Genomic DNA, 20792 nt, shown 5'->3' on the forward strand with positions numbered 1-20792 from the left:
CGCCACCTCATGGAGGAGATCATGAAGTCCGCGTCCACCAAATGGCCGGTCTACAGCCCCTTCGCCCGCGAACACTACGGCCGCGGCAAAGCAGACGGCATTGCCGAAGGCAAGGTCGAAGGCAAGGTCGAAGGCAAAGCAGAGGGCCGAACAGAAGGTAAAGCGGAAGAGGCCGCCAGATCGGTGCTGCTCGTGCTCGCCACCCGCGACTTCAATGTCCCCGACGACATTCGCACCCAGATCACCACCTGCACAGACCTCGCCCAACTCGAAACCTGGCTCACCCGCGCGGTCACCGCCCAGGCCCTCGAAGATCTGTTCAACGAAGTGGGCTGAGTGCCGGGCCGCCTGGTCGGCGCCGGCTCGACTACCCGCTCCCTGCCATGACCTTGATCGGATCCCGGGCTCTGGGCCGGAGTACTAGCGGGTGGCGAGTCGGTAGCCCTACTCAATGCGGGTCAGGAAGAAGTCCCGGACGTCCTCGGCGAGTAGTTCCGGCACCTCCATCGCGGCGAAGTGGCCGCCACGCTCGAACTCCGACCAGTGCCTGATGTCGTACAGTCGCTCGGCCAACGGTCGCACCGACTGCGTGATGTCGTGTGCGAAAACCGCCACACCGACCGGCACCTGGCACTGCACGGTCCGCCCCCGCGGGGCATCGTGGTGCAGTCGCGCCGAGGAGGCCGCGGTGGCGGTCAGCCAGTACAGCGAGATGTCGGTGAGCATCCGATCGTCGCTGATCTGCGAGCGGGGGTCCGTCCACTGCGCGAAGCGCTCGGCGATCCAGACCAGCTGGCCGACCGGTGAGTCGGTCAGCGCGTAGCCGATGGTCTGGGGGGTGAGAGCCTGCAGAGCCTGGTACGGCGGCCGGTTCGCGATCAGCTGCCTGACCTTGTCCAGCCGAGCTTCGTCCGTTGCGGACAGTTCGACATCGGCATCCGGGTCCGGCCGGGTCGGCAGGTAGTTGACGTGCGCGCCGACGACTTGCTCGGGCGCCACCGCGCCGAGCGCCAGGGAGATGCCCGCGCCGAAGTCGCCGCCCTGCGCGCCGTAACGCTCGTACCCAAGACGGCGCATCAGCTCGGCCCAAGCCCGCGCGATCCGGAAGGCATCCCAGCCGCCCTCGTGTGTCGGCCCGGAGAAGCCGTAACCCGGGATGGACGGAATCACCAGGTGGAAGTCGCGCGACAGCGGCTCGATCACGTCGAGGAACTCCAGGAACGAGCCCGGCCAGCCGTGGGTGAGGATCAGCGCGAGCGCGTCCGGCTTCGCGGACCGGACGTGGACGAAGTGGATGTTCTGGCCCTCGATCTCGGTGGTGAAGTGCGGGAGCTTGTTGAGCTCGGCTTCGTGCTCGCGCCAGTCGTACTTGGTCCGCCAGTGTTCGGCGAGCTCCTTGAGCCGCGCCAGCGGGAAGCCGTAGTCCCACCCGGCGTCGGCGACCTCGTTGGGCCAGCGGGTATGGGCGAGCCGGTCGGTCAGGTCGTCAAGGTCGGCCTGGGGGATGTCGATGCGGAACGGCTTGATCATGTTCTCTGCTCCAGAGGGATTCATTCAGCCGCCGAACGTTCGGACGGCTAACGTTTATGTCCCGAACGATAGCACAATCATTAGTGCCCCGAACGATTCGTTAGACTTGTCACATGGAGAACCCAACCGACGACACGCCCACCCGATGGGAGGGCCTGCCCAGCTGGCTGCTCAGCCAGACCGCCAACCACGCGCACCGCCTGGTGGGCGACGGGTTCTCGGCCGTCGGCGCCCGCGGATACCACTACCGCCTGCTGGCGACGCTGGAGCAGTCCGGCCCGGCCAGCCAGGCCGCGCTGGGCCGCCGTAGCGGCATCCACCTCAGCGACATGGTCGCGACCATCAACGAACTCGCCGACAGCGGACTGGTCGAGCGCGCCCCGGACCCCTCCGACCGGCGACGCAACATCATCTCGCTGACCGCGGCGGGCAAGCGGCAGCTGCGGCGGCTGGAGAAGCGGTTGGCCGAAACCCAGGAAGAGCTACTGGCTCCGCTGTCACCCGAGGAGCGGGGGCGGTTGACCGAGCTGCTGTCCAGGCTGGTGGATCACCACAGCCGGCGAACCGGCACCCCTGAAGAGCCGTGGCGCTGACGGCGGCTCGATCCGCCCCTTGATCGCCGGTTTCAATTAGTCGTGTGGAATGCTGTTCGTCCCAAGGGGAGGGCGGATCTTCGTGCACGGGATGGGCGAAACGAGTACGGCGGAGAGGTACCGAAAGTTCGGGGAGATGGAGGCCCGGGGTCACTCGCCCAGTTACGAGCAGCTATGCATGGGCGTCGGCGCCGACGACAAACTTCTGGCCCTGGTCGATACGCTGCCCGCGGCCAAACGACAACCCAACCTCCTGTTCGGCGCGGTCCGGTTCCTCGGCGGTCCAGTGCATGACTATGAGGCGTTTCGCATCTGGGTGCTCGAGCATTGGGCAGAGGTCAGCTCCGAGATGCTGGCCCGCAGTACCCAAACCAATGAGCCGGGCCGGTGTGCGACGCTGCTGCCGCTTCTGGCGCGCCTGCCGCAGCCACTGGCGTTGATCGAGGTCGGCGCCTCGGCCGGACTGTGCCTTTTCCCGGACCGTTACACCTACCGCTTCGATGACCGACCCGCCCTGGGTCCAGTCGGCCCAGTCATGCTGACCTGCCGGACCAGCGGAGCGGTACCGATCCCGCAGCAAGTGCCGTCGGTGGTGTGGCGGGCCGGGATCGACCTGAACCCCCTCGACGTCGCTGATGCCGATCATCTGCGCTGGCTGGAGGCGCTGGTCTGGCCTGAGCAGCAAGATCGGCTGGTACGGCTACGCGCCGCGACTCAGATCGCGCGTGCCGAACCGCCCCACCTCGTTCAGGGTGATCTGAATGTCACCATCGCCGGCCTGGTTGGACAGGCCCCGCCGGACGCCACGCTGGTCGTGTTCCACAGCGCGGTTCTGGCCTACTTGCCGCAGGACGAACGCGATCGGTTCGTCGAGACGATGCGTGGCTTGCCCGCCCGGTGGATCTCCAACGAGGCGCCGACCGTATTGCCGGGCGTGGCCGCTCGGCTGACCCGTAGCCCGTCGACCGACCGTAGCGCCTTCGTCCTGGCCCTGGACGAAGAGCCGGTCGCTTTCACCGGACCGCACGGGCAGTTCCTGGACTGGTTGCCAGAATGAAACCGATTTGCCGGGGACGGACGGTCAGCCTAACTGGTCGAACTCGCCGTCCTTGACGCCGCCTAGGAAGGCTCTCCACTCGCTGGGCGTGAAGATAAGTGCGGGGCCGCCCCGGTTCTTACTGTCGCGGACGGCGACGATTCCGGGGAGATTAGTAGCAACCTCAACGCAGTTCCCGCCCCCGTTGCCACTGCGGGAACTCTTCCTCCACACAGCCCCGGTGAGCTCTGTAGTGGTCAGGTTTTTGCGGTCCATTGCTCAGCCGCTTCCTTGATCATGTCGAGCGATTCGCCTGGCCGGTAGGCATCTGCCCTGAGTCTGTCATAACGGCCCCAGATCAGTGAAACGAGCTCATGCTCGGCCGATACTTCGCCTTTGCCTGCGGACTCCACGGACACCGTGGTTGGCGCATCGAGAAGCTCTCCGATGACAAAGCTGGACATCAGCCCATCCGTGCAAGGGTTGTCGGCGGGGACGATCTGCACTGTCACGTTGTGGCGGTCAGCAGCGGTGGCTAGATATCTGAGCACGCTATCCACATTCAGCTACGTCCTATGCATCTTTCTGTCGGCAGACTGTCCATCCATCTCGCGTGCAGCCCACCCACTTCTACCGGCACTCTGAGCTTAACAAGCTATTTCTGTAAGTGGGATCGTGACAAGAATCCGACATTTTGCCCATCGCAATGGAGTCAAAATGACAAAAGAGATCTTGAGGAGTCTGCGGCCTCGAAGTGACGGCGGTGATCGCGTGGACGGTTTCTCGTTCGATACGCAAGAGCAGTTCGTTTGGCTATGGCAGCTCGGGTTGGGGCTGACGGATCTCGGCGAGAACGTCGCCGTCGATCTTCGGCGCGGGAAGTGTCCGGTGCTGCTGGTGATTTATCGGCCTTTTCCGCTACGGGTGCGAGCGAAGCTATACAAAGGCGAGCCGGTCTTCGCGTGGGGCTGGATGCCTTGGTGTCGAATGCCGGTGCTGGAAGACGCGGCGGTGTCGGCGGAACGGCTGCTCAAGCTGGTGGCCCGGTGAATATCTGGGGCGCGGATCAGGACGGCTTCTTCGTGTGGGGTGCCACAAACAGCCACGGGCGTGGCTCAGGTGGAGTCGCCGGGACTGGTCTGAAAGCCGCCTCACAGTTGTACGACGCGATCAGCGCTCTGGAGGGCGACGCGGTCGGTTCCATGAACGTGGTCCATCTCGACCGCTACGCGCGTCAACCGTCCTACATCTACGGGGCCGTAGTCCTGCGCATTCGCCGAGACAAGGCGACGGGCGAAATCAGCCTCAGCCCCGGTGACAACTGACGCACCCAAAGCCGCCCGGTGTCCCGTGTCCTCGTCTCGGGCTGGCGACCCCGTACTGACCTTGGCCCCGCACGGGGTCGCGGACGCTCCAGGCAGATCTGCTGCTGGGTCGCGGATGTGTCTTTCGTGCTCGACCAGCTGACCGGCGCGCACCCGAAGAAGGGCGCCGGTCCGGTCTATACGGCGAAAATCGCCACCGTCCTGGCCCGGCGCAGCCTGCTACCGGGATGACGGCCGGTGGTCCGGCGTTCATGTGCTGCTGGATCTGGCAGGGACAGGGCTCTAGGCGAGCCCCATCCCCTTAGATCAGAAACGGTTTCTCAGGTAGCCGAGCTGCGCGTAATTCGCCGCGAAAGCCCGGAGCCACCTAGAGACGTATTGACCAGCGGTCGATTCGGCCCACGTTGCCGCTGGCACGGTCCCGCACCCGCAGTCTCCACGTCCCGTCGGCGACCGAGAAGGACAGGTTCTCCGTGAAGCTCTTGTGAAGGTCTTCCGTATAGCCGCCGGTCTGGTTGTGCAGCACGATGGTGCGACTGCCGTCCGCCGACACCAGCATCACCTCCAGATCCGAGATCCTGGGGTGGATGATGTGCACCTCTACCGTCGCCGTCGCCGAGGCTTTGCCCGGGCAGCCCTGGATGGCGATGTATGACTCCACAGGAGGGATCTGGAATTCGGGGATCGCCACATCGGTGTCGTTCGTGCCTGAGCAGCCCGCTGTGGGCACCGGGCTGACCATCCAGCTGTACGACGTGCTACCTGAACGGGGCAGGCTGGTCGAGTCGGTCGCCACTACTTTCACAGTGAACGACCCCGCCGTGGTCGGAGTCCCGGAGATCGCACCCGTCTTGGCATTGATCGACAGGCCAGGGGGCAGGCCCGTCGCCGACCAGGTGTATGGCGCCTTCCCGTCCAAAGTCGGGTGGTTCACCGGCGGGATCGCGGTACCCACCACACTGGCCTGGGGGCCCGAGTTACGCACCTCAAGGCCGTCGGCCGGCACCCACTCCCATTGGGTCACCTCGCCGTTTCGGCCGCTGGTCATGTGGACGCCGCCGGCCTGGCCGGCATCGATGTAGTCGCTGGTTGCGTAATTTGATATTTCAGCCCACGTCCGGCTCCCATGACCGATGATGGACCATCTCATACCGGGCTGATTCGGTGAGTCGCTGCAGTCACGTAAATTTATTGAACTGTAGGAGGCGTTCAGACATTTGAAGCCGTCGTACGTCTGCAGGCGGAAGCTCCCGTTCGTCACTTTATCGAACTTCCACTTGGTATTCTTGGAGCCGCATTTCGCCACCAAGGCCTTGGTGGCGTCGTAGGCGAGGCAATTGTTGGTGCCGTGAACTCGAAGATAATTCACGTACTCGGTCGGGATGTCGGCCATTGCCGCTCCCGGAGCCGACAGGCCACCCGCGAGCGCTGCCATGGTCATCGCCGCGCCGATCGCCGCACGCCGCAGCAGCAGCAGCTTTCCTGGCTTTTTCATTCAAGGCCCTTCTGATAGTTATGAATCGGCTTCCCGATCACTGAGCGAGTATCGGTGGCCTCGGTCCGAGATCCTGGCTAGGGAAGCTTGGCCTCGCATTTGTCCTGATCTTCGTACTCCACCGACCGGCAGCTATCGGCCCCCGTGTCGTAGGTGTATTCGTGGGCGTGGTCGATGCCTCTGTCACCGACGAGCAGATCGCCGTCCGCGCCGCCGTACAAATGGTCATTGCCATATGTCATGCCGGTGTCGTTGTAGTCGCCGTAGAGCTTGTCCACGCCGGACCCGCCGTACAAATAGTCCTGGCCGCCGTGGCCGTATATCACGTCGCCCCCGCCGGGGCCGCCGTTCAGCGTATTGTCCCCGTCGTTGCCGACGAGGACGTCGGCCTTGTATCCGCCGAAAATATCTTCCACATCGTTCGGGATGTTTTCCTGTTCGCCGGCGATGCCGTCGTCGGCGACGCCATTCAGGGATGCCTTCACCGGCTCCCCCTTTTCCGCGTAGCTCACCACGTCCTGACCGCTGCCGCCGGCGTATGTGTCGACGCCGACCCCGCCTCGCAGATCGTCGTTGCCCGGGCCTCCGGTCAGGCTGTCGTTGCCGTCCGAGCCCTCCAGCAGGTCGCCACCGTCCGCGCATTCCTGTGCGCAGCCGCCGAAGAGCTGGTCGTTGCCGGTGTCCGGCTTTCCGCGGTTCGTGGCCAGGTCGTCCGGGCTGAGACCACCATTGATCCACTGCACTCCGGGGCCGCCGTAAATGACGTCGTTCCCGGAGCCGCCGTAAAGGCGGGCGTGCGTCCTACTGCTCGTGGGTAGCAGGTTGATGATGGTATCGGCGCCTTCGTGGCCGTCGACGTCCAATCCCGTGGGAGTGCCGCTTCGCCCGCATTCAACTTCGTTGGCGGTGACGGCGATGCAGTCGCCGAGCGGCATTATGGGGTAGTTCTCATCGGCGACACGCACCCGGCCGTAGGCGGCCGGGGTGATGGTGATGCGGTTGGCTCCGTAACTTCCGTCGATATTCAGCGTGGTCCCGACCACGCCGGCATAGCCTGCGGCTGGATCCGTGTCGGCCCTCGCTACGGCCGGTGAGACTAACACCATGCCAGATAGCAGCGCCGCAGCGCCGATCCATGGCATCCTCTTCCGTGTACCGCGCTTCGCCGTACGAACTGCCTGTTCCCGTGTGTTCGCGGCGGTTTTTCTCTTCGCCGGCGAGCCGAAAGGTGCTGCGGGGACGATCTGATTCACGTGAGCTCCGATTCTATGACGGGCGATGCGGGCGCGGCGGATGGCAAGCTCAGCGTTTGATGGTCGTTCGGCAGCGGTGTTCCGACCACGAGCATGCGTCGCCTGCTGCGACGAATTCGAGGGCAATATTTACCCGAAATACTGGTCTGGTCAGCCGATCACACGGGCCGCAATTTCGCTGAGTTGGGCGTCGCGCCGCCTCATGACCACTGGCGTCGTCACGACACTCACACACTCGGGCATCGCTTCTCCTATTTGGCCACGGCCGATGAGGGAAGGAGGTTATGGGGCCGCTCTTCCGTTCCTCTTCCGCTCCGGTTCCGTACCGTTGACCATTGCGCCTGCCGGCCACCGGGCCGGTGCGCGTGTCCTCGTCCTTCCCGGCGGATCAGGCTGGCGGCTCGTATCGGCCTTGGCTCGGTAGGAGGTCATCAGCCAGGCGCAAGAGGTCACCAGCCGGGCGCAAATGGAAAGTGGCGGGCCGGGAGAACCGGCCCGCCACAGGGGGAATCAGCAGTCCACCAGTTCGGGTTTCTGGTTGAGGATCTGCGCGCGCGGCGTGACGAACTCTCGCCATGCGTCTGCGGCCGACGGAACGAACACCGCCACCCGGTGGCAGTTCTGGAAGGCCAGGCGGACGCCGAAGTGGCGCTCCAGCGCCCCCCGCATCGCGTCACTGGCCAGGCAGCGCAGGAGCTGGCCGCGAGCCTCCTCGGACGGCGGCGGCACCTGGTTGTCGGCGAAGTCGGCGCCGGTCCTGTCGCGGTGCTGGACCAGCTCGCTGATCACCGACCAGGCGTACGGCAGGGATTCGCGGACGCAGGCGATGAACGCCGCGTCGTCGACCTCGCCGGCTCTGGCCTGATCGAGTAGATCGTTCGGAACGGTCAGCGACATGCTGTCTCCTCTCAACGGGGATTGATGCGAACGCTAGGCGGGCTCGGTAAGGGCTTCCAGATGACCGGAGGGGACAGTCATGTGGTCGCTCGGCCGCCGTAGACGAACTCCGGGTCGATCTGGTCGGCCAGATCGAGGCCGGTCTTGGCGTTGGCCCAGGAGCGGGCGTTGCGCAGGTGGAACTCCTCGGTCTGGCGGCCGAAGCGGGCCCAGTCCTTGGCCTGCGCGTCGAGGTGCTTGCGCAGGATGGCCAGCGCGTCGGCGTTGGCGGGCTCGAGGTCGTCGAGAGAGAAGCGGTGGCCCTGCTCCATCGCGCGTATGGCGGAGGAGTGCTCCATCCAGGTGAGCAGGTCGTCGCCCACCTGGCTGTGCAGGAAGTCGACGTCGGACGGGCTGTGCACCTTGTTGCCGATCACGGCCAGCGGCACGTCGTAGTCGGCGGCGTAGTCGCGGTATTGCCGGTAGACGCTGACGCCCTGCCTGGTCGGCTCGGCGACGAGGAACGTCAGGTCGAAGCGGGTGAACAGGCCGGAGGCGAAGGAGTCGGACCCCGCGGTCATGTCGACCACCACGTATTCGCCCGCGCCGTCGACCAGGTGGTTGAGCAGCAGCTCGACGGCTCCGACCTTGGAGTGGTAGCAGGCCACGCCGAGGTCGTCCTCGCTGAAGGGGCCGGTGGCCATCAGCCGCATGCCCTCGGGTGTGGTGACCGCGAACTCGCTGGTCGCCAGGTCCTTGAAGCTCAGCAACCGGGAACCGCGGCCCGGCGGGGTCGTCTTGACCATAGCCTGGGCGGAGGGGATGCGCGGGTTGTCGCCGCGCAGCAGGTCCTTGATCTCGGTGAGCCGGGAGCCCAGCGGCTCTGGCGGGTCCTCGACGCCGAGCACCAGCGCCAGGTGCTGGTTGATGTCGGCGTCCACGATGACCACCGGGCCGCCCTGGCTCGCCAGGTATCTCGCGAACAGCGCCGACATCGTCGTCTTGCCGCTGCCGCCCTTGCCGACGAACGCCACTTTCATAAGCGCCTTCCTGTTGGTTATGAAAACCGTTACCATTTCTGGTCGCGCTCATCTTGCCACACTGAGTGCGTGCATGACGATGAATTGGCGCAGGTCGCGGGATTGAGCGAGCCGGGCGAGCGGGACGACGAGCCGGCGCGGGCGTAGGGCTGCGTGAGGCGGGCAAGTGGGATGAGGCCCGCGCTCGGCTTTCGCCGGTGTCACAGGGCGTGGAAACGGCCGGGAAACAGGCCGCCGAGTTCGATCACCTTCATGACCGCGAACCAACCGTCACGACGTACCGCGATCGGCCTGCTGGGGGCGGCGCCCCTCGCCACGGGAGCCGCTCGTGCGCAAGCGCTCCGCATCCCCGACGCCGTCCGGCCCGGAGGATCCTTCGACAAGCACATCGCCCAGCTCGTCGCCGACGACAAGTTCTCCGGAACCGTGCTGATCAGCTATCGAGGCAAGCCCGTACTGTCGCGTGCCTACGGCATGGCCGACAAGGAAAAATCCATCCCCAACCGGGTGGACACCATCTATCCGCTGGCCTCGGCGTCCAAGCCGTTCACCGGCCTGGCCATCGTGCAGCTCGCGCAACAGGGCAAGCTGAAGTTCCACGAGAAGCTGGGCGCCTATCTCGATGGCTACCCGGCCGAGACGGCGGACACCGTCACCGTCCACAACCTGCTCACCCACACCTGCGGCCTGGGCGATCCCACCCGCGACGACGACATTTCCACGACGGTTCACTACAGCATCGCCGAGCAACTCGCCGCCATGAGAAAGCGCCTCCAGTCACAGAAACCCGCCTTCCCTCCTGGCGTCAAACACCAGTACAGCTCCGCCGGTTACGAGGTCCTCGGCGAGATCGTCGCCCGGGTGTCGGGGCAGACCTTCTGGGACTATGTCCGCGACCACATCTTCCGCCCGGCCGGCATGACCGACTCCCTTTACTACGTCCGCCCCCAATGGCTGGCCAGCGAGCGTTTCGCGCACCCGTACATGTACCAGAGCGACGGCTCCCGCATCGACGGCCTCCGCAACCTCGACAAGGGCGGCTCGCGAGGCGTCGCGGGAACCAATTCAGCGCGCAGCTACATCGGCACAGGAGGCGGGAATGGCTTCTCCACGGCACCTGACCTGGTCCGTTTCGCGCATGCCCTGCTGAGCCACAAGCTGCTCAACCCGGCCTACACCGCCCTCTACGTGAGCGGGAAATTCCCCCCGGCTCCTCTCGAAGGCAGCCCGCCCCGCCCCGGCGGATACGAGTCCCTCATGGCGTACGGCCCCATCTCCGGCATTTTCCACGACCAGCGGGTGATAAGCCACGGCGGCGGAATAGCGGGTGGCAACACCAACTGGTCGGTCTACCTCGACATGAACTGGACCTCGGCCATTCTCTGCAATTACGACCTCGACCCCGCCGACTTCGCTGCGATCATCGACCTGGAAAGACGGGCCATCACCGGTGTGACGTGATGGATCACGGCAGCCAAAGGCATGGACGCGCGGACCCCGTACCACCGTCGTTTCAGCGGGGACGGAGGCCGTCGAGTGCGACCTCGATGTACCGCCGCCAATCGCCCGCGGCGTTGCGGATGACTGCCGCCAAACCGCAGATGACCATGTTGACGTCCCCGGTCGTCACGTCCTGCCCGACCGTGCCGCGCGTCCGCGCCCGGTCGATCAGCTCCGCGACGATGGCGAGCAGCGCCTCGCGGGTCTCGTCACGCGGCTCGGCCGTGCCCATGGCCTTCTCGATGACCTCGGACATGCCGCGATCGTCGGCCAGCACCTCGCCCACATGGCGCAGGAACTCGGCCAAGCCGTGAGCCGGATCGTCCGTGTCGGCGAGCCGGCGTGCGGCGGCGATGAGGTCGGCGGCCCGGTGCTCGGCGATGGCCTCGATCAGGGCCTCCCGGGTGGGGAACTTGCGGTAGAGGGTCCCGATGCCGACGCCCGCCGCCCGTGCGATCTCCGACATCTGCACGTCGTAGCCGGACTCGGCGAACAACGCGCGAGCCGCCTCCAGGACGAGGTCTCGATTGCGCTCGGCGTCGGTACGCGTCTTGCGGCGGGTCTGCGGAGTTGACATCCCAAACGATCCTCTGCCTAGACTTCATGCGGAATCCGGATTCCTCATTCCGTATTATGCATGAGAGGTCAACACCATGGCGGCGTTCTCATCAGGTTCAAGGCGGTCGACCGGGCAGGCCCTACTGGTGTGGGGGTTGCTGGTGGTGGCGGCGAACCTTCGGCCGAGCTTGACCGGTGTCGGGCCGTTGCTGGATCACGTGCAGGCCGATCTGGAGTTGGCTCCGGCCGTGGCGGGTCTGCTGAGCACGCTGCCATTGCTGGCGTTCGCCGCGATGTCGCCGATGGTTCCGCGACTGGCGGCGCGGTGGGGACCCGAGCGGCTTCTCTGGGGCGCACTCGTGGTGCTGACGCTCGGGATCGCGGTCCGGTGGGTACCGACGGCAATCGGGCTGTTCGCGGGAACCGTGCTGATCGGGGCGGGCATCGCCGTGGGCAACGTGCTGCTGCCGAGCCTGATCAAGCGCGATTTCCCGACCAAGGTGGGACTGATGACCAGCGCGTACGCCACTGTGATGGGGGTTGTCGCCGCGGTGGCCTCCGGGGTGGCGGTGCCGATCAGCCAGGTCGCCCCTGGCGGTTGGTACACCGCGTTGGGTTGCTGGATCGTGCTCGCGCTGGTGGCCGTCGTGCTGTGGTTCCCACAGGTGCGGACTTCGCGGCGGCCTGCCTCGGAGGCGATTCGCAGGCACCGGTTGCCATGGGGATCGGCGCTGGCGTGGGCGGTCACGGCGTTCATGGGATTGCAGTCGCTGGGCTTCTATGTCGTCGTGACGTGGTTGCCGCAGGTGTTCCAGGACAGCGGAGTAAGTGCGGCCGCGGCGGGATGGCTGCTGTTCGTGTTCCAGGCGGTCGCGGTGCTGACCAGCCTGGCGGTGCCCGCCGCGCTGCGATGGGCACGTGACCAGCGTGCGGTGGCGATGGTGAGCTCAGCGGTTGTGCTTGCCGGTTACCTGGGACTTTTGGTGGCGCCGGGATGGGCGTTGCTGTGGAGCGTCGTCCTCGGGCTGGGTGGCGGAGCCTGCCTGGTGCTCGCCTTGGCCTTCCTCAGCCTGCGTGCCAAGGACGCGACCATGGCGGGCGCGTTGTCGGCGATGGCGCAGTCGATCGGTTACCTGCTGGCCGCCGCCGGGCCGGTGATTTTCGGGCTGCTCCACAGCGTCAGTTCCGGGTGGCACGCACCGATCATTCTGATGTGCGGCGCTGCGACCGGCCAGGTGATCGTCGCGATGGTGGCCGGCCGAGGCACGGTGTCGTCGGCCGACGGCCAGGCACCTCACAGGAGTACTGGACTCTGTTGATCCAGGCGGGCTTCAGCCCTGATCCTTGTGTACATGGAGGGTCGTGGGGCGGTGTCGCGGGTCACGCTGGCGGCCGCGGGCGTCGCGCTGGGCCTGGTGAGCAACATGGCGACCGGCACCGTCGAAGTGGACGCGTGGTGGTGGAAGCCGTTCACCTGGGGCCTGACCGGCCTGTTCGGCCTGGTCGTCGTGATGGGCGCACTTGGCGGGAGGAAGGTCGCCGAGGTCACGCCGGTGGAGCCCGCGCTCGCCATGCTCAGGAAGATAGTGAACGATCAGTGGCGCAACGAGGCCACCCGGGTGCTGGGGCTGGGGCTGGACCCGATGCCCGTACGGTGGAACCTGCGCGACAAGGTGCGCTTCATCGACGGCCCGCGCATCGGAGGGAAGATCACCTGGTCGGGATCGGGTGACCAGATCGAAGAGCTGGCCGACCGGTTCCGCGCGTCAGGCCGCCGCCTGGTCGTGCTGGGCGGCCCCGGCGCCGGCAAGACGACGCTGGCGATCCAGCTCGTACGCGAGTTGCTGAAGAGCCAGGACGGCTCGGTGCCGGTGTTGCTGACGATGAACGGCTGGGACGTCAAGGAGTATCCGTACTTCGAGGATTGGCTGGTCGACCGGCTGGAGCAGACCTATCAGGCGCTCCCCGCGTACGGCAAGGACATGGCGCGCCGGCTCTTCCGCGATGGCAAGATCGTGCCGGTCCTCGACGGGCTGGACGAGATGCCGGCCGCCTCGTTACCCGGGGCGCTGGCCGAGCTCAACCAGGCGCTCCCCCCGGAGACCCAGCTCGTCCTCACCAGCCGCACCGCCGAGTACATCGCCGCGGCGCAGGCGCTGGGCCGGGCCGCCGTGGTCGAGGCGGAGCCCATGTCGGCCGCTGCCGCCGCCGACTACCTGGACGGCATCCTCGCAGGGACCGCTCCGCATCCCGGTTGGGAACGTCTGCTCGACCGGCTACTCGAGGATGGGCCGACGCCGCTGTCCGAGACCGTGTCCAGCCCTTTGGGGCTGTGGCTGCTGCGCACCGTCTACGGACCGGCCGCCGATCCGTCCCGGCTGCTCGACCCCGCCCGCTTCGCCACCGCGGCCGAGCTGCGTGCCCACCTGTTCGACCGGCTCGTCCCGGCGCTCATCGAGGCCCGGCCTCCCGCGCGGAAGGACGAGGCCGACCTGTTCCGGCCGAGCCGCGTCTACCAGCCCGAACAGGTCACCCAATGGCTCAGCTACCTGGCCACACTGCTCGACCGCACCCCCGTCGAGGCCGAGGCCGTACCTCTGGGCGGCAAGAGCATCGGGGTCAGGGACTTCGCCTGGTGGCGGCTCGCGGCCTTGACCATGCGCCGGTCGCCCCCGGGGCCAGGGGTCACGCTCTTGGTACTGGTGGCGAGCGCGGCATGGGGAGGGGTGCTCGTCACCCTGGCGTTGGACGACTTCACCTGGTGGTACCTCGTCGGTGGCCTGGGGATCATCACCATGTATCGGGAAAGGTCCGGCGACCCGTCTTGGGCGCATGACCGGCCCGGCTACGCCGACCTGCGGATCAGGCGGCGGATCTTCCCACTGCTCAACAAGCTGCTGTCCGGCTTCTCGATCGCGAGCGGGATAGCGCTCGGGTCCGCGCTGCTGGGGGGCGTCGTGCAGGCGGTGGTCAATCTCGTCGCGGGCGACGCGGTCACAGACGGGCTGGTGGGGGCCTTCGCCGTGGCGGTGGTGTTCGGGCCGGGGATGCTCCTCGTCTTCATGACGGACGCGGTGGCCGAGTGGGCCGAGATTCCGGTGATGGACGGGCAGGCCAGCACGCCGCTCACGAGCTGGCGCGCGGACCGCAGGCTCAACCGCGTACGGCTGCTCGCCGGAGGAACGCTCGGCGCGGTCATCGGCGCGGCCCTGATCTGGGCGACGGGCGGATCCGCGGGCGAGATGGCGGTCGCGACCCTGGTCGCGGCCATGGCCGGCATGACGTCCGGGCTCGTGTCAGGGCAGCACCACGCCTGGCCGGTCTACGAGCTGGCCGCCTTCCGCCTGGCCCGGCGGGGGCGGCTGCCGCGGCGGTTGATGGCGTTCCTGGACGACGCGCACCGCCTCGGGCTGCTGCGTGCGGTCGGGCCGCTCTACCAGTTCCGGCACGCCGAGTTCCATGACCATCTCGCCGGGCGTGGGACGCCGGTTACCGCCCCCCGGCAGGCCATCACTCCCCGTCCGCCCGTGCCCCACCGCGCCGGTCGGGTGGTCACCCCCGTGCCCTTGCGTACGATCGAGACCCCTCGAAAGGTCCACAACCTCGCGTTCAGCCCGGACGGCACCCGCCTGACCTGGACCGGCGAGGGCACGACCACGCTGGCGGACCTGACCGGCAGCCCCGAGCGCGTCTTCCGTCACAGCGGCCGCCTGATCGCCCGCCTGCTGGACACGGGACCGATAGCGGCGATCAGTCCCGACGGCCGGCTGATCGCCTTCACCAGGGAACGCCTGGGCCTCAGGGACTTCGACGCCACCGCCGGCAAGATCTGGATCGCCGACCTCGCCACCGGCGCCGAGCTCGTGGAGCTCGACAACGACGGCGGCGTACAGGCGATGGCCTTCAGCCCTGACAGCGCCCGCCTGGCCGTCAGCGACACCGAGGCCGCCACTCGCATCTGGGACGTGACGGACGGCACCGAACTCCTGCGCATCGCGCACCTCGGCGGCCCTCCCGGCCTCGCCTTCAGCCCCGACGGAACCCGCCTGGCCACCGCCTCCTCCAGCTCCTGGGGACGCGACCGGACCTGGGAGGCGGAGATCTGGGACTCGGAGACCGGCATAGCGCTGCTGCGGCTGCACGAATCGGATACCGAACTGTTCTCGTGGACGCGTGACGTGGCGTTCAGCCCTGACGGCACCCTGCTGGCCACCGCGGGCTCCGACGCCACCCGCGTCTGGGACGCCGGCTCCGGCGCGGCCCTCGTCACGCTGCGCGAGCAGGCCCGGCGCGTCGCGTTCAGCCCTGATGGCACCCTGCTGGCCGCCGCTGGCTACGGTTCCGACGTCCGGCTCTGGGACGTCGGGGACGGTAGGGAGGTATGGGAGATCCTGCGGATCCCGCACGGCCAGTGGTCCACCGCGGCGGCCTTCAGCCCCGACGGGCACCTGTTCGCCACCATCGCGGAAGACAAGATCATCCAGTTGTGGGAGCTGTCTGGCTGACCTGTCCGACCTTGTACACCTATCGGGTCGCCGGTCTGGATGGACATGGCATGGATAAGCCCAAAACCTATGCACTCATGAGTAGCGCTGAACCGGGGTGGTTAGGTTCACGGCGATCGCAGTCGACCGTCCCGACATCATCAAGGAGCACCGGTGCCCAACGGAAACGAGATGCCACTCAAGGTTCCTCCCGGCTATGACCTGGACATCGCCCGAACCTGTTCTTTCGTCGTCAACGTAGCCTGCGAGATGTGTGAACAATGGAAGGCCGCGGGCAAGCCGAGTGCTCCCACGTTCTCCTGGACGCCCTCGGATAGCTGCCCTGTCACCGGCCCGGCGTTCCCGCTTGGCCAGTGGAAATTCCGCGGCCCGTTCTGGAGCAGTTTCACCCCGGTCGTCAAGAAGATCGCGGAACCCTTCGCGATATTCGCTTACGGGCCTGACAGCAGCACCGTGTTCCTGGCCTTTCGCGGGTCCCAGACGGACGACGACTACATCATGGACGGCAAGACCGAGTTGGTGCCCTATGACCCGCCGACAAGCACGCCCATCAGGAACACCCAGGTGGAGAAAGGGTTCAACGACGTCTTCAACGGTTTCGACCAGGGCGCCTTCGCGGCCGAGTTGTCGCAGATCGCCGAGAGCGGCGCAAGGCTCATCGTGACCGGGCACAGCCTCGGTTCGACCCTGGCGACCCTGATCGTTCCGCTGGCCCGCTTCGCGGGAATACCCATCGCGAAGATCCTGCATTGCAACCAGGCCAGCCCCAAGGTCGGGGAGTCGAATTTCAAGGACTACTACAACAGCCTGCGCGTGCAGACGTTCCGGCTGGTGAACTTCTACGACAAGGTGCCGAAGCTGCCGTCGGGGCCGTATGAGGCGGTCGGCGTCGAGGCCCTGTTCGGTGCCGACTACCCGACCGAGGGGGAATGCCACAATCCCTGCTGTTCGTACTCGTACGCCCTGTTCAACCCAGACACGCCCTACAACCAGGGCATTGATACGTGCATGTCGCAGTCGAATCCTGATATGCGCATTCCCTGAAACGCCAGGCATCACATCGCCGACAGATCGACTGCCGTCTCCAGCACCGCATAAGACGTGCTTGAGGCATCGCATCTTCAGCGCTGCGGCACTAGCGGGTGCTGGGGCGGGTGGTGGAGTCGCTGGAGACGATCTGCGCGAAGGTGACCTCCGTGAGCAGGCGTTCCTCGTGCTCGCGCAGCGCGCTCCAGACGTCGGCCAGCGGGCCCGCGACACCCGGGTAGCCGCCGTGCGCCGGATACTCGGGCTTGCCCTCGATGACCGCGATCACGTCGGCGAGCGTGATGTCGTCCGCCGGGCGGGCCAGCCAGTAGCCGCCCTCAGGGCCGCGCAGGCTGTGGATGAGCCCGGCCCTCCTGAGTTGCAGCAGGATGTTGTCGAGGAAGCGGCGCGGGATGTTCTGGGCCGAGGCGATGCGCTCGGCCGGCACCGGCCCCGGCGGTGCCGCCGCTAATTCGGTGACCGCCCGCAGCGCGTAATCGGTTCGCGCGGAGACCCGCATCACATCGGATTGAGGCCCCAGCGCCGGCGTAGGGCGCTGTCGGCGGCCTCGAACAGCATGTCGATCACGATGCCGATCACCAGGATCACGATCATCGTGCCGATCAGTCCCGGCGAGTCGGACAGTTCCCGTGAGATCGCCAGTTGCTCGCCGAGCGACGACTGGTACGCGATGATGACGAGCAGTTCGCCGGCCATCAGTGAGCGCCAGGCGAACGCCCATCCCTGCTTCAGCCCTGCCAGGAACGACGGCAGCGACGCGGGCAGGATCACGTGCCGGTAGAGCTGCAATCGCCGGAACCCGAGCACATGCCCGGCCCGCAGCAGCAGCGGAGGCGTGTAGTCGACACCGGTGATCAGGCCGTTGGCGATCGACGGGGCGGCACCCAGGATCACCACAAAAGTGATGGCGCTCTCGGTCAGCCCGAACAGCAGGATCGCGAACGGGAACCAGGCGATCGACGGCATGGTCTGCAGGCCGGTGATCAGCGCCCCGAAGGCGGCCCGCAGCACCTTCACCCGCGACACGGCCGCGCCGATGACCAGGCCCACGAGCACGGCCAGCGCGAAGCCGGTGACGGCTCGGCGCATGGTGGTCGCCACGGCCTGGTAGAACTCGGGGTCGCCGAGGCGGTGCCCGAGGTCCTGGAAGGTGGTGATCGGTCCGGCGAAGACGTACTCGGGCCAGCGGCCGCTCAGCACGACCAGCTCCCAGGCGACCAGCACCAGCGCGACCGCGGTCAGCATCGGCCAGAGCCTCGCCCAGACCCGGGACGCCACTCCGGCGCGCTGCTCACCGGCCAGTTCCAGCGCGTCGAGCCCGGCCATCTGGCGCGCGTGCGTATCAATGGCCATGGCGCAACACCTCTTCCTTCAGCCGGTCGGTGATCCTCGCGGCGAGCCCGGCGACCTCCGCGGAGTCGGTGCGGCGAGGCCGGGCGAGCTCGACCGGGAACTCCTCGACCACGCTGCCGGGACGGCTGCTGAGCAGCACGACCCGGTCGCCGAGCCGGACCGCCTCGCGGACGTTGTGCGTGACGAACAGGACCGACAGCGCCTGTTCCCGCCAGATCCGCTCGAGCTCGTCGTGCAGCAGGTCGCGGGTCATCGCGTCGAGCGCTCCGAACGGCTCGTCCATCAGCAGCACCGCGCCGCTCTCCGACGAGGACGAGGACGAGGATGAGGATGAGGACGAGGACGAGGAGGACTGGGCGAGCGCGCGGGCCAGAGCGACGCGCTGGCGCATCCCGCCGGACAGCTCATGCGGGCGCTTCTTCCCGAACCCGCCTAGATGCACCATCTCAAGGAACTCGGCCGCCCTCGTACGACGGTCGTGTTTGGCGAGGTTGTCGGCGCGGAAGGCCATCTCGACGTTGGCCGAGACCGTGAGCCACGGGAACAGCGCCGGCTCCTGGAACATCATCGCGACCTGTCGCCCAGCCGTGGAGATCTCCCCCTGTGTCGGCCGGTCGAGCCCGGCGACCAGCGAGAGCAGCGTGCTCTTGCCACAGCCGGAGGCGCCCAGGAGGCAGACGAACTCGCCGGGCCGTACCGACAGTGAGACCTTGTCGAGGGCGAGCAGCCCGTTGCCGCCGTGACCGTAGACCTTGGAGACGGCCTCCAGCCGGACCGCGGCCGTACGATCGACCACCTGCGTCGTCATGTGCGTCACCTGTCCGAAATCGACTGCTGGCCCTGCGCGGCCAGCACCTCGTTGAGTGGCTTCAGGTTGTAGATGCCGTTCAGGTCCACCGGCTTGAGCAGCCCGACCTTGACGGCGTGGTCCGCGCTGCCGGTGAGGGAGGAGGCGATGGGGTCGTTCGTGAACGTGATGTTCTTGAACGCGCTCTGCAGGACCTCGGGCTTGAGCGGCTTCTGGGTGAGCTTCTCGATCGCGGCGTTGACGGTCTGCGCGGCCGCGGCGGGGTCGTCGTTGATGTACTTGGTGGCCTCGACGTGCGCCTCGAGCAGCTTCTTGAGCAGGTCGGGGTTGGCCTTGGCCCAGTCCTGCCGGACGATGAGGTGGGTGATCACGAACTGCTTGTTCGGCCAGAGGTCGCGCTCGTCCTGAAGGATCTTGCCCTTGCTCTCGATGACCAGGCGGCTGGCGAACGGCTCGGGCACCCAGGCGCCGTCGATGTCGCCGGTCGCGAACGTCTGCAGTGTCTGCGCGTTCTCCTGGGGCACGATGTGGACGTCGCCGCCGCCCTTGGTGTCGGTTTTGAGCCCCTTGCTGTCCAGCCAGTAGCGCAGCGCGACGTCCTGGGTGTTGCCGAGCTGCGGCGTGGCGATCTTCTTGCCCTTGAGGTCCGCGGCCGAGTTGATGCCGGGCTTGACGACCAGGTACACACCGCCGGACGCGGCGCCCGCGACGATGTTGATGGCCTTGCCCTTGGACTTCTCCCAGGCGTTGATCGCCGGGTTCGGGCCGATGTAGGTGGCGTCGACGGCGCCGGAGAAGACCGCCTCGATCGCGGCCGGGCCGGCGTTGAACGTGCTGGTCTTCACCGGTACGCCGAGGTGCTTGGCGTAGAAGCCCTTCTCGACGCCGACCAGGGCGGTGGCGTGGGTGATGTTCGGGAAGTAGCCGAGGCGCAGCTCCTTCGCCGCGCCACTGGGAGAGGCGCTGCTCCCGCAGGCCGCCACGAGCGCGGTGAGTGCGGTTGCGGCCAGAGCGGCTAGCACCCTGCGAGCGTTCATGCCCTACTCCCTATTTCCTACTTAATAAGTCGGCTATGTGCATATGAAACTCTTCAGATCCCGACACGTCAAGTTGGCATAGGGGGATAACTAGGATCTGTCCATATGGAGAGACAGTTGATCAGCCACATCGCGCACGCCGACCACCCGATCGCCTCCCCGATAAGCGAGGCGAACCTGACCCGCTTGCTGCGCCGGGCCAAGCTGCCGAGCGGCGCGCGGATCCTGGACCTGGGGTGCGGCTCGGGGGTCTGGAGCGTTCGGCTTCTTGAGCTGTACGGCGATGCCACCGCCGACGGTGTGGACCTGTCCGACGCGGGCTTCGCCGACGCCCGCCGGATGGCGGCCGAGGCCGGGGTGGCGGACCGGCTGACCCTGCATCATGGCTCCGCGACCGACTTTGCCGCAGCTGAGCCGTACGACCTGGTGCTGTGTGTCGGTGCCACGCACGCGTTCGGTGGGCTGACGCCGTCGATGGAGGCGATCGGCGGCCTGCTCGCTCCCGGCGGGCTGGCGCTGGTGGGTGAGGGGTTCTGGGAGCGGCCGCCGGGCGGGGAGATCGAGGCGGAGATCGGCGAGTACGCGGACCTGCCGGGCACCGTGGCACAGGCCGAGTCGGCCGGGTTTCACACCGTGTACGCCCACGTCAGCGAGCGGGGCGAGTGGTACGACTACGAGTGGTCGTGGACCGGGACGCTCATCGACTGGGCGCTGCGGCATCCCGGCGACGACGGTGACGCCGCGATGGCCGCGGCGCTGGAGCACCGGAAGATGTGGCTCGACGGATACCGTGACCTGCTCGGGTTCGTGACGCTGCTGCTCAGACGCGCCTGACG

General features: G+C 67.0%; 21 protein-coding genes and 1 pseudogene. 10 read left to right on the top strand and 12 right to left on the bottom strand.

The window, feature by feature from the left end; genetic code table 11:
- Positions 1-336 (top strand): annotated as a pseudogene (locus AB0C30_RS56305) (hypothetical protein); the annotation flags it as partial.
- A gap of 108 nt (positions 337-444) precedes the next feature.
- Here AB0C30_RS56305 and AB0C30_RS56310 read toward each other — a convergent pair.
- Positions 445-1530 (bottom strand): epoxide hydrolase family protein, encoded by a 1086-nt coding sequence (locus tag AB0C30_RS56310; protein WP_357960847.1) that lies wholly within the window; start codon positions 1528-1530, stop codon positions 445-447.
- A gap of 113 nt (positions 1531-1643) precedes the next feature.
- Between AB0C30_RS56310 and AB0C30_RS56315 the strand changes: the two genes are divergently transcribed.
- Both AB0C30_RS56315 and AB0C30_RS56320 read left to right on the top strand, forming a co-directional pair.
- Positions 1644-2123 carry a MarR family transcriptional regulator gene (locus AB0C30_RS56315; RefSeq protein ID WP_357960850.1) on the top strand — a complete coding sequence of 160 codons (480 nt, stop codon included), beginning with the start codon at positions 1644-1646 and terminating at the stop codon, positions 2121-2123.
- Positions 2124-2214: 91 nt separating this feature from the next.
- Entirely contained in the window at positions 2215-3180 is a 966-nt protein-coding gene (locus AB0C30_RS56320; RefSeq protein WP_357961041.1) for a DUF2332 domain-containing protein, read from the top strand.
- Positions 3181-3204: 24 nt separating this feature from the next.
- On the opposite strand, the gene AB0C30_RS56325 is transcribed toward AB0C30_RS56320, so the two are convergent.
- Both AB0C30_RS56325 and AB0C30_RS56330 read right to left on the bottom strand, forming a co-directional pair.
- A complete protein-coding gene (locus AB0C30_RS56325; RefSeq protein WP_357960853.1) occupies positions 3205-3435 on the bottom strand; it encodes a DUF397 domain-containing protein in 231 nt (76 codons plus the stop codon).
- Positions 3417-3719, bottom strand: coding sequence for a Scr1 family TA system antitoxin-like transcriptional regulator (locus AB0C30_RS56330; RefSeq protein WP_357960856.1), 303 nt, complete (start codon positions 3717-3719; stop codon positions 3417-3419). Before AB0C30_RS56330 ends, AB0C30_RS56325 begins: the two co-directional genes overlap by 19 nt.
- A 157-nt stretch (positions 3720-3876) precedes the next feature.
- Between AB0C30_RS56330 and AB0C30_RS56335 the strand changes: the two genes are divergently transcribed.
- Positions 3877-4209 (top strand): hypothetical protein, encoded by a 333-nt coding sequence (locus AB0C30_RS56335; RefSeq protein ID WP_357960859.1) that lies wholly within the window; start codon positions 3877-3879, stop codon positions 4207-4209.
- A complete protein-coding gene (locus tag AB0C30_RS56340; RefSeq protein ID WP_357960862.1) occupies positions 4206-4484 on the top strand; it encodes a hypothetical protein in 279 nt (92 codons plus the stop codon). Before AB0C30_RS56335 ends, AB0C30_RS56340 begins: the two co-directional genes overlap by 4 nt.
- 367 nt (positions 4485-4851) lie before the next feature.
- Here AB0C30_RS56340 and AB0C30_RS56345 read toward each other — a convergent pair whose 3' ends face one another.
- The 4 genes from AB0C30_RS56345 to AB0C30_RS56360 form a co-directional block, all read right to left on the bottom strand.
- Complete coding sequence (locus AB0C30_RS56345) at positions 4852-5979, bottom strand: putative Ig domain-containing protein (protein WP_357960865.1); 1128 nt, start codon at positions 5977-5979, stop codon at positions 4852-4854.
- A 77-nt stretch (positions 5980-6056) separates the two neighbouring features.
- A complete protein-coding gene (locus AB0C30_RS56350) occupies positions 6057-7232 on the bottom strand; it encodes a calcium-binding protein (protein WP_357960868.1) in 1176 nt (391 codons plus the stop codon).
- Positions 7233-7742: 510 nt separating this feature from the next.
- The gene (locus tag AB0C30_RS56355; RefSeq protein ID WP_357960871.1) at positions 7743-8129 is read right to left on the bottom strand and encodes an SCO5389 family protein; all 387 of its coding nucleotides are present in this window, start codon (positions 8127-8129) and stop codon (positions 7743-7745) included.
- A gap of 77 nt (positions 8130-8206) precedes the next feature.
- A complete protein-coding gene (locus AB0C30_RS56360) occupies positions 8207-9148 on the bottom strand; it encodes an ArsA-related P-loop ATPase (protein ID WP_357960874.1) in 942 nt (313 codons plus the stop codon).
- A gap of 252 nt (positions 9149-9400) precedes the next feature.
- On the opposite strand from AB0C30_RS56360, the gene AB0C30_RS56365 reads away from it, so the two are divergent.
- Positions 9401-10609 carry a serine hydrolase domain-containing protein gene (locus tag AB0C30_RS56365; protein WP_357960877.1) on the top strand — a complete coding sequence of 403 codons (1209 nt, stop codon included), beginning with the start codon at positions 9401-9403 and terminating at the stop codon, positions 10607-10609.
- 52 nt (positions 10610-10661) lie between these two features.
- Here the strand turns inward: AB0C30_RS56365 and AB0C30_RS56370 are convergent, their stop codons facing one another.
- Positions 10662-11225 (bottom strand): helix-turn-helix domain-containing protein, encoded by a 564-nt coding sequence (locus tag AB0C30_RS56370; protein ID WP_357960879.1) that lies wholly within the window; start codon positions 11223-11225, stop codon positions 10662-10664.
- Positions 11226-11367: 142 nt separating this feature from the next.
- Between AB0C30_RS56370 and AB0C30_RS56375 the strand changes: the two genes are divergently transcribed.
- From AB0C30_RS56375 to AB0C30_RS56385, 3 genes are all read left to right on the top strand, one after another.
- On the top strand, positions 11368-12525 hold the full coding sequence (locus AB0C30_RS56375; RefSeq protein WP_357961044.1) for an MFS transporter: 1158 nt from the start codon (positions 11368-11370) through the stop codon (positions 12523-12525).
- A gap of 33 nt (positions 12526-12558) precedes the next feature.
- A complete protein-coding gene (locus tag AB0C30_RS56380; protein WP_357960881.1) occupies positions 12559-15711 on the top strand; it encodes an NACHT domain-containing protein in 3153 nt (1050 codons plus the stop codon).
- Positions 15712-15864: 153 nt separating this feature from the next.
- The gene (locus AB0C30_RS56385; RefSeq protein ID WP_357960883.1) at positions 15865-16755 is read left to right on the top strand and encodes a lipase family protein; all 891 of its coding nucleotides are present in this window, start codon (positions 15865-15867) and stop codon (positions 16753-16755) included.
- A gap of 91 nt (positions 16756-16846) precedes the next feature.
- Here the strand turns inward: AB0C30_RS56385 and AB0C30_RS56390 are convergent, their stop codons facing one another.
- Genes AB0C30_RS56390 through AB0C30_RS56405 form a run of 4 tightly spaced genes read right to left on the bottom strand, consistent with a single transcriptional unit; the run spans position 16847 to position 19956 of the window.
- The gene (locus AB0C30_RS56390) at positions 16847-17257 is read right to left on the bottom strand and encodes an Rrf2 family transcriptional regulator (protein ID WP_357960885.1); all 411 of its coding nucleotides are present in this window, start codon (positions 17255-17257) and stop codon (positions 16847-16849) included.
- The gene (locus tag AB0C30_RS56395; RefSeq protein WP_357960887.1) at positions 17257-18111 is read right to left on the bottom strand and encodes an ABC transporter permease; all 855 of its coding nucleotides are present in this window, start codon (positions 18109-18111) and stop codon (positions 17257-17259) included. Before AB0C30_RS56395 ends, AB0C30_RS56390 begins: the two co-directional genes overlap by 1 nt.
- A complete protein-coding gene (locus tag AB0C30_RS56400; protein WP_357960889.1) occupies positions 18101-18919 on the bottom strand; it encodes an ABC transporter ATP-binding protein in 819 nt (272 codons plus the stop codon). Before AB0C30_RS56400 ends, AB0C30_RS56395 begins: the two co-directional genes overlap by 11 nt.
- Positions 18920-18924: 5 nt before the next feature.
- On the bottom strand, positions 18925-19956 hold the full coding sequence (locus tag AB0C30_RS56405) for an ABC transporter substrate-binding protein (protein WP_357960892.1): 1032 nt from the start codon (positions 19954-19956) through the stop codon (positions 18925-18927).
- Between the two features lie 105 nt (positions 19957-20061).
- Here AB0C30_RS56405 and AB0C30_RS56410 point away from each other — a divergent pair, with 105 nt between their 5' ends.
- The gene (locus AB0C30_RS56410) at positions 20062-20790 is read left to right on the top strand and encodes a class I SAM-dependent methyltransferase (RefSeq protein WP_357960895.1); all 729 of its coding nucleotides are present in this window, start codon (positions 20062-20064) and stop codon (positions 20788-20790) included.
- The last annotated feature ends 2 nt before the right edge of the window (positions 20791-20792 follow it).

Source organism: Nonomuraea sp. NPDC048901, from assembly GCF_040649695.1.
GTDB lineage: Bacteria > Actinomycetota > Actinomycetes > Streptosporangiales > Streptosporangiaceae > Nonomuraea.

Coding starts and splice junctions, on each gene's coding strand:
- AB0C30_RS56310 (WP_357960847.1), bottom strand. CDS start 1,530: ATGATCAAGCCGTTCCGCATCGACATCCCCCAGGCCGACCTTGACGAC.
- AB0C30_RS56315 (WP_357960850.1), top strand. CDS start 1,644: ATGGAGAACCCAACCGACGACACGCCCACCCGATGGGAGGGCCTGCCC.
- AB0C30_RS56320 (WP_357961041.1), top strand. CDS start 2,215: ATGGGCGAAACGAGTACGGCGGAGAGGTACCGAAAGTTCGGGGAGATG.
- AB0C30_RS56325 (WP_357960853.1), bottom strand. CDS start 3,435: ATGGACCGCAAAAACCTGACCACTACAGAGCTCACCGGGGCTGTGTGG.
- AB0C30_RS56335 (WP_357960859.1), top strand. CDS start 3,877: ATGACAAAAGAGATCTTGAGGAGTCTGCGGCCTCGAAGTGACGGCGGT.
- AB0C30_RS56345 (WP_357960865.1), bottom strand. CDS start 5,979: ATGAAAAAGCCAGGAAAGCTGCTGCTGCTGCGGCGTGCGGCGATCGGC.
- AB0C30_RS56355 (WP_357960871.1), bottom strand. CDS start 8,129: ATGTCGCTGACCGTTCCGAACGATCTACTCGATCAGGCCAGAGCCGGC.
- AB0C30_RS56360 (WP_357960874.1), bottom strand. CDS start 9,148: ATGAAAGTGGCGTTCGTCGGCAAGGGCGGCAGCGGCAAGACGACGATG.
- AB0C30_RS56365 (WP_357960877.1), top strand. CDS start 9,401: ATGACCGCGAACCAACCGTCACGACGTACCGCGATCGGCCTGCTGGGG.
- AB0C30_RS56370 (WP_357960879.1), bottom strand. CDS start 11,225: ATGTCAACTCCGCAGACCCGCCGCAAGACGCGTACCGACGCCGAGCGC.
- AB0C30_RS56380 (WP_357960881.1), top strand. CDS start 12,559: ATGGAGGGTCGTGGGGCGGTGTCGCGGGTCACGCTGGCGGCCGCGGGC.
- AB0C30_RS56390 (WP_357960885.1), bottom strand. CDS start 17,257: ATGCGGGTCTCCGCGCGAACCGATTACGCGCTGCGGGCGGTCACCGAA.
- AB0C30_RS56395 (WP_357960887.1), bottom strand. CDS start 18,111: ATGGCCATTGATACGCACGCGCGCCAGATGGCCGGGCTCGACGCGCTG.
- AB0C30_RS56400 (WP_357960889.1), bottom strand. CDS start 18,919: ATGACGACGCAGGTGGTCGATCGTACGGCCGCGGTCCGGCTGGAGGCC.
- AB0C30_RS56405 (WP_357960892.1), bottom strand. CDS start 19,956: ATGAACGCTCGCAGGGTGCTAGCCGCTCTGGCCGCAACCGCACTCACC.
- AB0C30_RS56410 (WP_357960895.1), top strand. CDS start 20,062: ATGGAGAGACAGTTGATCAGCCACATCGCGCACGCCGACCACCCGATC.